At 44.1% G+C, this 9,271-nt stretch carries 11 protein-coding genes; all 11 read right to left on the minus strand.

What is annotated here, in order from left to right; translation table 11 throughout:
- Positions 1–117: 117 nt before the first annotated feature.
- Positions 118–882 carry a cell division protein CpoB gene (gene cpoB, locus AACX38_RS02740; RefSeq protein WP_228863511.1) on the minus strand — a complete coding sequence of 255 codons (765 nt, stop codon included), beginning with the start codon at positions 880–882 and terminating at the stop codon, positions 118–120.
- A gap of 9 nt (positions 883–891) precedes the next feature.
- Positions 892–1,398: a peptidoglycan-associated lipoprotein Pal gene (gene pal / locus AACX38_RS02745; protein WP_099109116.1), complete on the minus strand. Its 507-nt coding sequence runs from the start codon at positions 1,396–1,398 to the stop codon at positions 892–894.
- A gap of 43 nt (positions 1,399–1,441) precedes the next feature.
- Entirely contained in the window at positions 1,442–2,749 is a 1,308-nt protein-coding gene (gene tolB / locus AACX38_RS02750; RefSeq protein WP_099122492.1) for a Tol-Pal system beta propeller repeat protein TolB, read from the minus strand.
- Positions 2,750–2,918: 169 nt separating this feature from the next.
- On the minus strand, positions 2,919–3,992 hold the full coding sequence (tolA, locus tag AACX38_RS02755; protein ID WP_228863512.1) for a cell envelope integrity protein TolA: 1,074 nt from the start codon (positions 3,990–3,992) through the stop codon (positions 2,919–2,921).
- A 36-nt stretch (positions 3,993–4,028) separates the two neighbouring features.
- A complete protein-coding gene (gene tolR / locus AACX38_RS02760) occupies positions 4,029–4,460 on the minus strand; it encodes a colicin uptake protein TolR (RefSeq protein ID WP_086953752.1) in 432 nt (143 codons plus the stop codon).
- A 22-nt stretch (positions 4,461–4,482) separates the two neighbouring features.
- A complete protein-coding gene (tolQ, locus tag AACX38_RS02765; protein WP_099109113.1) occupies positions 4,483–5,172 on the minus strand; it encodes a Tol-Pal system protein TolQ in 690 nt (229 codons plus the stop codon).
- Positions 5,169–5,573 carry a tol-pal system-associated acyl-CoA thioesterase gene (ybgC, locus tag AACX38_RS02770; protein WP_339385651.1) on the minus strand — a complete coding sequence of 135 codons (405 nt, stop codon included), beginning with the start codon at positions 5,571–5,573 and terminating at the stop codon, positions 5,169–5,171. Before ybgC ends, tolQ begins: the two co-directional genes overlap by 4 nt.
- 125 nt (positions 5,574–5,698) lie before the next feature.
- Positions 5,699–5,989: a cyd operon protein YbgE gene (gene ybgE / locus AACX38_RS02775; RefSeq protein WP_228863513.1), complete on the minus strand. Its 291-nt coding sequence runs from the start codon at positions 5,987–5,989 to the stop codon at positions 5,699–5,701.
- On the minus strand, positions 5,989–6,105 hold the full coding sequence (gene cydX / locus AACX38_RS02780) for a cytochrome bd-I oxidase subunit CydX (RefSeq protein WP_099109110.1): 117 nt from the start codon (positions 6,103–6,105) through the stop codon (positions 5,989–5,991). The genes ybgE and cydX overlap by 1 nt, the downstream gene beginning before the upstream one ends.
- Before the next feature lie 13 nt (positions 6,106–6,118).
- The gene (gene cydB / locus AACX38_RS02785) at positions 6,119–7,258 is read right to left on the minus strand and encodes a cytochrome d ubiquinol oxidase subunit II (protein ID WP_099122489.1); all 1,140 of its coding nucleotides are present in this window, start codon (positions 7,256–7,258) and stop codon (positions 6,119–6,121) included.
- A 14-nt stretch (positions 7,259–7,272) separates the two neighbouring features.
- Positions 7,273–8,859, minus strand: coding sequence for a cytochrome ubiquinol oxidase subunit I (gene cydA / locus AACX38_RS02790; protein WP_099122488.1), 1,587 nt, complete (start codon positions 8,857–8,859; stop codon positions 7,273–7,275).
- Positions 8,860–9,271 lie beyond the last annotated feature (412 nt).

Here is a 9,271-nt window from a genome sequence, read left to right on the forward strand (position 1 = left end):
TATATTACTGATTTCTCAGCGCGGCGCAACATTTATTTTATTAAAACCCGTTCAAGCGACTACTAATCGCCCAATTATCCCCAAAAAGACCGATATATAACCTTTTGGGGATAATTATTACATTCCAGTAATCTTTTTGGCAGCCATTTTTGCCGCGTTGGTACCGGGATATTGCTTAACCACCTGCTGATAAACTGCCTTGGCTTTATCCTTTTGCCCTTTTTCCTGCATAATCAGGCCAACTTTATACAAGGAATCGCTGCTTTTTGATGACTTAGGATAATTTTTCACCACAGTCGCAAAATAATAAGCCGCATCATCTTTCTTGCCTTTGTTGTAATTCAGCTGACCTAGCCAATAGTTAGCATTCGAAAGGTATTTAGACTTAGGATACGCTTTGACAAAGTTCTGAAAAGCGACGATTGCCTTATCATACTCCTTGGTATTAATAGCTAAAGCGACGGCAGCATCATAATCACCCTTCTCACTGCCTGTATTCGTGGCAGCGACCGGTTGATTATCTGCGCTTTTCTCTGCTGACGGAGTAGCATTATCAGTTTCAGAGCCTGAAGGGTTGGTGATTTTATCCAGCTGCTGATAAATGTCCTTCTGGCGCTCAATAACCTGATTTAATTGGTACTGATTTTCCTGAATCTGACCACGTAGCGTATCAATATCACGCTGGGAATCAGCAAGTTGCTGCTGAAGTTGAGTTAATAACTGGCTGTGAGCGTCAGAAATACGCTCTAACTGGGAAAGGCGCTCATCGGTGGAGCCTGAGCCGACATTACTGATTGGCGCTCGGGCGGTAGCGGCCCAAGGAGCCGCTACGCCAACCAATAACGACAGACCCAATACAAAACGTCTGAAGTTACTGTTCATGCTTTACTCTTAGTATACGATTACAGCGCGACGGTTTTTAGCGTATGCTGCTTCGTCATGACCCAGTACTGCTGGTTTTTCTTTACCGTAAGAAACAACAGCAAGCTGGTCAGCTGAAACGCCTTTGCCTTGCAGATACATTTTAACTGCATTTGCACGACGCTCACCCAGAGCGATATTGTACTCAGGAGTACCACGCTCATCCGCATGACCTTCGATAGTCACTTTAACAGATGGATTGCTACGCAGGAATGCAGCGTGTGCATCCAGCATCTGAGCGAATTCATTGTTGATATCGTATTTATCGAAACCGAAGTATACGATGTTGTGGTTTTGCAGTTCCTGCATTTGCTGACGTGCTAATTCTTCAGCAGACAGACCTGCTTTAGAAGAATTATCAACAGTGCTTACGCCTGACTGATCACTGTTACCATTTTTATTGGTATTACTACACGCTGCTACGGCCATGATTGGTAAAGCTAACATCAGCCCTTTTAGCACTTTGTTCAATTGCATCTCTTTGATCCTTTTATAGTTTGCCATACATACTTGTTATGCATCACAGATACGGCGACCAGGCAGGAGATTTCACCTGTCCATCAGTGGCCGGAAGACGCGCTTTGAAACGTCCGTCAGTCGAAACTAGCTGCAATACAGTCCCCAACCCTTGGGTGGAGCTATAAATAACCATAGTGCCGTTAGGTGCGATACTCGGCGTTTCATCTAGAAACGTATCTGTCAAAACCTGAACAGATCCCGTTGCCAGATCCTGTTTGGCGATGTGCTGACTGCCACTCGCTGTGCTGACCATAACGATAAAAGTACCGTCAGGACTCACATCAGCGTCCTGGTTCTGTGAACCTTCCCAAGTCAGTCGTTGTGGAGCACCGCCATTAATATCAATTTTATATAACTGTGGGCGACCGCCCTGGTCCGAAGTATAGACCAGCGTCTTATTATCCGGCATCCAGCTTGGCTCAGTATTGTTACTGCGGCCATCCGTTATCTGATTAATTTGCCCTGAGGCCAAATCCATCAAATATAAATTCAGGCTTCCCGTTTTAGATAATGCAAAAGCGAGCTTGGTGCCATCTGGGGAAAATGCCGGTGCACCGTTGTGACGAGGAAACGATGCAATCTGACGCACAGCCCCTGTTGCCAGTGTCTGGATCACCAGAGAAGAGTGCCCGCCTTCAAATGTCACATAAGCCAGTTGAGAACTATCTGGTGACCATGCCGGTGACATTAAAGGTGCTGGTGAACGATGCACGATATTTTCGTTATAGCCGTCATAATCAGCAACACGCAATTCATACGGGTATTTATCAGTAGCTGTTTTCTTAACGACATAAGCTATACGAGTCGCAAATGCTCCCTTGATACCAGTCAGTTTTTCAAATACTTCATTACTGACTGTATGTGCAGCATAGCGCAGCCATTTTTTATCAACTTGAAATTGATTCTGAGCCAAGACCGAACCTGGCGTACCAACGACATCAACCAATTGATAGGAAACTAAATATTTACCATCAGCAGCAGGCTGAACCTGCCCGACAACCACTGAATCTATCCCAAGGGCAGACCATGCGGCAGGCGTAACTTCAGATGCCGTGGTAGGTTGTTGTGGCATACGATCCGAAGTGATGGGATTAAACTTCCCACTGTTTCTCAAATCAGCTGCAACAATAGAACCAATTGCTTCAGGTGGATTATCCGCCCCAGTCCATTTGAATGGCACAACGCCAATAGGACGGGCTGAATCAACACCCTCTGTAATTTCAATGCGAACTTCCGCACGGGCAACTGTTGCCCACAGCAGTAGAAAGCCCAATAATGCCTTAAACGTCAGTTTAAAAGTTTGCTTCATCATCTCTCCCTTATCGCGATCACCATGCCCGCAATAATCCGCCGGATTCTAACAAACGCCAACAAACAAAACCAGATACCTAAATAAAATCTGATGATTTTGTTTACATAGATAAATTATCCGCAGTTTTACCTAATAAATTGTCTATTATTACCAAATATTTATCTTACTACGGCTTAAAGTCTAGTGAGAAACTCTTGAAATGTTCATAAACCTCTTTACTTGGTGGGCGGGGCATTTTAGTTTGGTTAGCCACTGCAATTGCCGCTTGGCACAGAGCAGGATCGCCTCCATTAGCATGAATACTAATTAACATACCATCCGGTGCCAATTTTATCGTCAAATCACAGGTGCGCCCTAAGAACAAACTCGGATCAAGAAATTTACCCTGAATTGCCGCCCGAATTTGTCCTTTATAATTATTGATATCCGATTCAGAAACGCCACTTTTTTTGCCTCCACCTTTACCTGCTGCGGATGCACCTCCCGGTTTAGGTGTGTCGGAAGTTAGCCCCCCTAACAAATCATCGACTGTCTGAGCCTGTTTGGCCTCTTCTGCCTTGGCTTTCGCTTTTGCTTTGGCCTCTGCTTTGGCTTTAGCTGCTGCTTCCGCTTTAGCTTTCTCTTCAGCAGCCGCTTTCGCCTTTACTTCGGCTTCTGCTTTAGCTTTTGCCTCAGCCTCTGCTTTTGCCTTCGCTTCCGCTTCGGCTTTACGTTTCGCCGCTTCTTCAGCTTCTTTTCTGGCCTGAGCCTCGGCCTTTTGTCGAGCCTCTTCCTGTTCTTTCAGAATTCTTTCCTGCTCTGCTTTCGCTTTGGCTGCTGCTTCTTCTGCAATTTTCTGCTCTTGACGAGCTTTAGCGGCAGCAGCATCAGCCTGTTTTTTCTGCTCTTGCGCAACCTGCTGTGCCTTTATCCGCTCTTCTTCCGCAGCTTTCAGGCGCTCTTGCTCTTCAGCCTGCTTAGCCCGCAATTCAGCAGCCTGTTGTTCGGCTTTTTTCTTCCGCTGCTGCTCAGCCAGCTTTGCATTAGCCTGTTGCTGTTGCTGCTGGTTATATTGTTGAACTACGGCATTTGGATCGACCATAACCGCATCAATAACTGTACCACCGACTCCACCACCGCCCATCTCAGTTTTTTGTTCTAAAGAGCCCCAAATCAGAAACCCGAACAGGATAATGTGCAAAATAACTGAAATAATAATGGCGCGATTTAGCCTGCTGTTTTGCTTGTTTGTCTTTCCCACGCTCGACATCCAGAAACTTTAAGTGTAAGTCGCCATTCAGGCGCCAATAGGCTGAGTCATTAAACCCACTGATTTCACTCCCGCCTGACGAAGCATATTCAGAGCCTTGATGACTTCATCATAAGGAACTTCTTTTGAACCCCCAATCAAGAAAATTGTTTTAGGGTTAGCTTTTATCAGAGTTTGAGCTTCAGCAATAATTTGTTGCTCTGGTAATAATTCCAGACGCTCCTGATTAACAACCATGTTGTACCGCCCTACCCCAGAAACCTCTACTATAACGGGAGGATTATCAGTGCTGGAAACCGTTTTTGAATCCACTGAGTCAGGTAAATCAACTTCTACGCTTTGCGTAATAATTGGTGCGGTTGCCATAAAAATCAGCAGTAAAACCAGTAACACGTCCAGCAAGGGAACGATATTAATTTCGGATTTTAGCTCACGTCTGCGACTGCGAGTGCGCGCCATTCGCTTTTCCCCTTACTCTTTATTACGACTTGTTAGTATTAGAAACAAAAGCCTGACGGTGTAATATCGCCAGAAATTCTTCCATAAAATTGTCGTAAGTTTGTTCCAGTTTATTGACACGCTGATTCAGACGGTTATAAGCCATAACGGCAGGAATGGCTGCAAACAGACCGATTGCTGTTGCAATCAGAGCTTCTGCGATACCGGGCGCAACCATCTGTAACGTTGCCTGTTTCACTGATCCCAGCGCAATGAAAGCATGCATAATTCCCCAGACAGTCCCGAACAAGCCGATATAAGGGCTGATAGAACCGACGGTACCCAGGAATGGAATATGATTTTCCAGTGTTTCCAATTCACGGTTCATGGAAATACGCATAGCACGGGAAGCCCCGGTAAGAATAGCTTCAGGCGCATGGCTGTTTGCCTGATGTAAACGAGAAAATTCTTTAAAGCCAGAATAGAAAATTTGTTCAGTACCGCTTAATGAATCACGATGTGACTGACTCTCTTTATAAAGACGAGACAATTCAATCCCAGACCAGAATTTATCTTCAAATGCTTCCACTTCCCGAGTAGCGGAATTCAGAATTCTTGTTCTTTGAATAATAATCGCCCAAGAGACGACAGAAAAACCAATCAGAATTAACATGATCAGCTGTACTAAAAAGCCTGCCTTCAGGAATAAATCTAGGATGTTCATGTCAGTCACTGCTTAAACTCCGCGACAATAGACTTTGGAAGCGCAATAGGCTTCATTTGAGATGAATTTACGCAGACAACCAGACATTCTGCGTTACTGATAACTACATCATTGCAATCAATTATCCGTTGAGTAAATGTCAGCGAAGCACCGCGGATATTCGTCACTTCGCACTCCACAACCAGCTGATCATCTAATCTGGCTGGCTTCCGGTAGTCAACGGTCATGCGACTGACAACAAAACCAATTTGTTCATCCAACATATACTTCTGGTGAAAGCCCTTATCACGCAACATTTCTGTGCGGGCTCTTTCATAAAAAGCCAGATATTGAGCGTGATAGACCACACCACTAGCATCTGTGTCTTCGTAATAAACACGGATAGGCCAACGGAACAACATATTACTCACACATAATCCTAATCAGACTAATTGACGCTGCCACTATACTTAAGACAATAGCGCTTTGGAATGGGTTGTTATTAAACTAGTCAAAAAAAATTTATGGACCAGTATCCTATAAAATTACAAATAGTTTACTTAAAGAAATGATATAAGCCAAAAATAAGGATTAAAAGTGCGGGTAATGGATGAAAGAAGAGACACCAGACAAAATGTTTAGGATTAAATCCAACGCCGAAAATAACCCCGGAACAAATTGCCCAAATAAGTAAAATACCCTGCCATATCATCAACGAACTGGTGTTCGATGCAAATCGGGTCGGATCCCACAAAATACATAAAGCAAGCCCTAAAGCCATAACGAGGATAAGGGCCCTCAACAGGCCCTTATTCATTATTAGCTGATAAAGTCTATCAACCAACATTATTTTTTGTCACTCTCAGTTACTTTTTTTGACTCACTGTGCTCAAGAGCTAAAGCCGCAATAATGGCAAAACTACAAGCTAAGAGCGTTCCGAGAATCCAGGCAAAATACCACATGTGCTATGCTCCTTTAGTACAGTGAATGTTTGTTGTTTTCAATGTAACCCTTATCCAGCCGCCCGAAGGTTTTGTAGTAACACCAGATGGTGTATGACAAAACAATAGGAACGAAGATAAGTGCAACAACGAACATAATTTGTAGTGTCCACTGACTGGATGTTGCATCCCACATGGTCAGACTGACATTCGGATCAAGGCTTGATGGCATCACAAACGGGAACATGGATATCCCTGCGGTCAAAATAATGCAGGCAACCGTCAATGATGAGAACAGGAAAGCCCAGGCACCTTTATCCAGTTTGGTGGCTAACATAGTTAACAGAGGGAAAACCACACCCAGTGCAGGTATCGCCCACAATATCGGCTGGTTATTAAAGTTGATCAGCCATGCGCCTGCCTGTTGAACCACTTCTTTATGTAATGGGTTAGATACGCCGTTTACATCCAGACCGCCAGTCACAACATAACCATCGATACCGTAAATCAGCCACACACCCGCCAGTAAGAAAGCCACCGCTGTGATTAACGCACAAACCTGTGTCGCAGTACGGGAGCGTAAGTGTAATTCACCTGTAGTACGCATTTGCAGGTAAGTTGCTCCCTGCGTAATGATCATCATCAAGCTGACAACACCGGCGAGAAGACCATAAGGGTTCAGTAGCCCAAAGAAAGATCCTTCATAAGATACGCGTAAATAAGAATCTACCGCCAGTGGCACACCCTGTAACAGGTTGCCGAATGCCACACCAATTACCAACGGTGGCACGAAACTGCCGACAACAATTCCCCAGTCCCACATATTACGCCATTTTCTGTCTTCCAGTTTTGAACGATAGTCAAAACCAACCGGACGGAAGAACAGAGCCGCCAGTACCAGAATCATCGCGACGTAGAAACCGGAGAAAGCAGCAGCATACACCATTGGCCAGGCAGCAAATAATGCTCCCCCAGCGGTGATTAACCACACCTGATTGCCATCCCAGTGAGGGGCTACAGAGTTAATCATGATACGGCGTTCAGTGTCATTTTTGCCAATAACCCGCAACAGGACACCAACACCCATGTCAAAACCATCGGTCACTGCAAACCCGATTAGCAACACACCAATCAGCAGCCACCATATAAATCGTAATACTTCATAATCAAGCATAAGTGGACTCCCGCTTACTCAATACTGTTCACTGAAGAATTCTTCGTTGAAGAAACGGCTTTTTGTTCAAAATGATAGCGCCCTGTTTTGAGGCTACTTGGGCCAAGACGGGCAAATTTGAACATCAGGAACATTTCAGCAATCAAGAATAAGGTATACAGACCACAAATCAGTGCCATTGAGAAAATCAGATCCCCGACACTGCGTGTCGAAGCGGCAACCGCGGTTGGTAATACTTCACCAATTGCCCACGGCTGACGTCCATACTCTGCAACAAACCAGCCTGCTTCAACAGCAATCCATGGCAATGGAATACTGAACAGTGCTGCGCGTAACAACCATTTCTGCTGACCGATACGGTTACGGATAACGCTGAAGAATGCCAGGCCAATAACCAACAGCATGATAAAGCCACAGGCAACCATGATACGGAATGCAAAATAGAGTGGAGCTACACGTGGAATAGAGTCTTTCGCAGCTGCTTTGATCTGTTCTTCTGTCGCGTTTGTTACCTCTGGAGTGTAACGTTTGACCAACATACCGTAGCCAAGATCTTTCTTACTTTCGTTGAATGCGCTACGTACTGCCGGGTCAGTATTGCCTGCACGCAATTCTTCCAGTAACTCATAAGCTTTAAGTCCGTTACGGATACGTTGCTCGTGCTGACTCATCAAGTCACGCAGACCAATCACAGGAGTATCAGTTGAGCGGGTCGCTATAAGACCTAAGACGTAAGGAATATGGATGGAGTATTTATTTTCCATCTTATCCTGATCAGGAATACCTATCAGTGTGAATGCAGCCGGAGGTGCCTGTGTTTCCCATTCTGCTTCAATCGCAGCCAGCTTGGTTTTTTGTACGTCCCCCATTTCGTATCCGGATTCATCACCCAGTACAATGACAGACAATACTGCCGCAATACCAAAACTTGATGCAATAGCAAAAGAACGCTTAGCAAATGGAATATCTCGCCCTTTAAGCAGATAGTAGGAGCTTATTCCCAAGACGAAAACCGCGCCTGTCACATAACCAGCAGCAACAGTATGAACGAATTTCACCTGAGCAACAGGGTTCAGCACAAGCTCGCTAAAGCTCACCATTTCCATACGCATGGTTTCAAAATTGAAATCAGATGCAATCGGGTTTTGCATCCAGCCATTCGCAATCAGAATCCATAAAGCAGAGAAGTTAGAACCTAATGCAACCAGCCATGTTACCGCCAGATGCTGTTTCTTGCTCAGACGATCCCAACCGAAAAAGAATAAGCCAACAAATGTGGATTCGAGGAAGAAAGCCATCAGGCCTTCAATGGCTAATGGTGCACCAAAAATATCACCAACATAATGTGAGAAATATGACCAGTTTGTTCCGAACTGGAACTCCATAGTCAAACCTGTTGCAACACCCAGAGCAAAGTTAATACCAAATAACTTACCCCAGAATTTCGTCATATCTTTATAGATTTGCTTGCCAGACAGGACATATACCGTTTCCATTATCGCAAGCAAGAACGCCATGCCGAGCGTCAATGGTACGAATAGGAAATGGTACATAGCAGTTAAGGCAAACTGTAATCGTGACAGTTCGACAATATCAAACATCTTGACTCCTTGCTCCTAGCAGGAAGACACCGACTTGCGGCAACCCGACTTCATTAAATGAAAGTCTCGTAACTACCAGCAATAAATGCCTCAAACACAACAACAAATTATTAAGTAAATCAAATCCAGTATAAATCTCAATAATATTACGCCTATATTCACACACAATAAATAGCTTTTACGTGACTCAGACTAGAATTCTGAATACAGACTAATAGTGCCGTTCATTTATGAGGTAATATCTCTTTATTCTAGATCAATTAAATCAATTTAAGCGAACAGAATTTATAGTAATAAATTGATTTTAGTCATTTTTTTCATTTTCTTGTTAAGTATTTCAGCTATTATTTCATTACAGTTGATTTAGTGTTAATTATTTGTTGCCAATAATGCCTGTTAATATATTTTTTGC

Origin of the sequence: Xenorhabdus sp. PB30.3, assembly GCF_963895965.1 — a bacterium.
In the GTDB taxonomy this organism is placed as follows: Bacteria; Pseudomonadota; Gammaproteobacteria; order Enterobacterales; family Enterobacteriaceae; genus Xenorhabdus; species Xenorhabdus stockiae.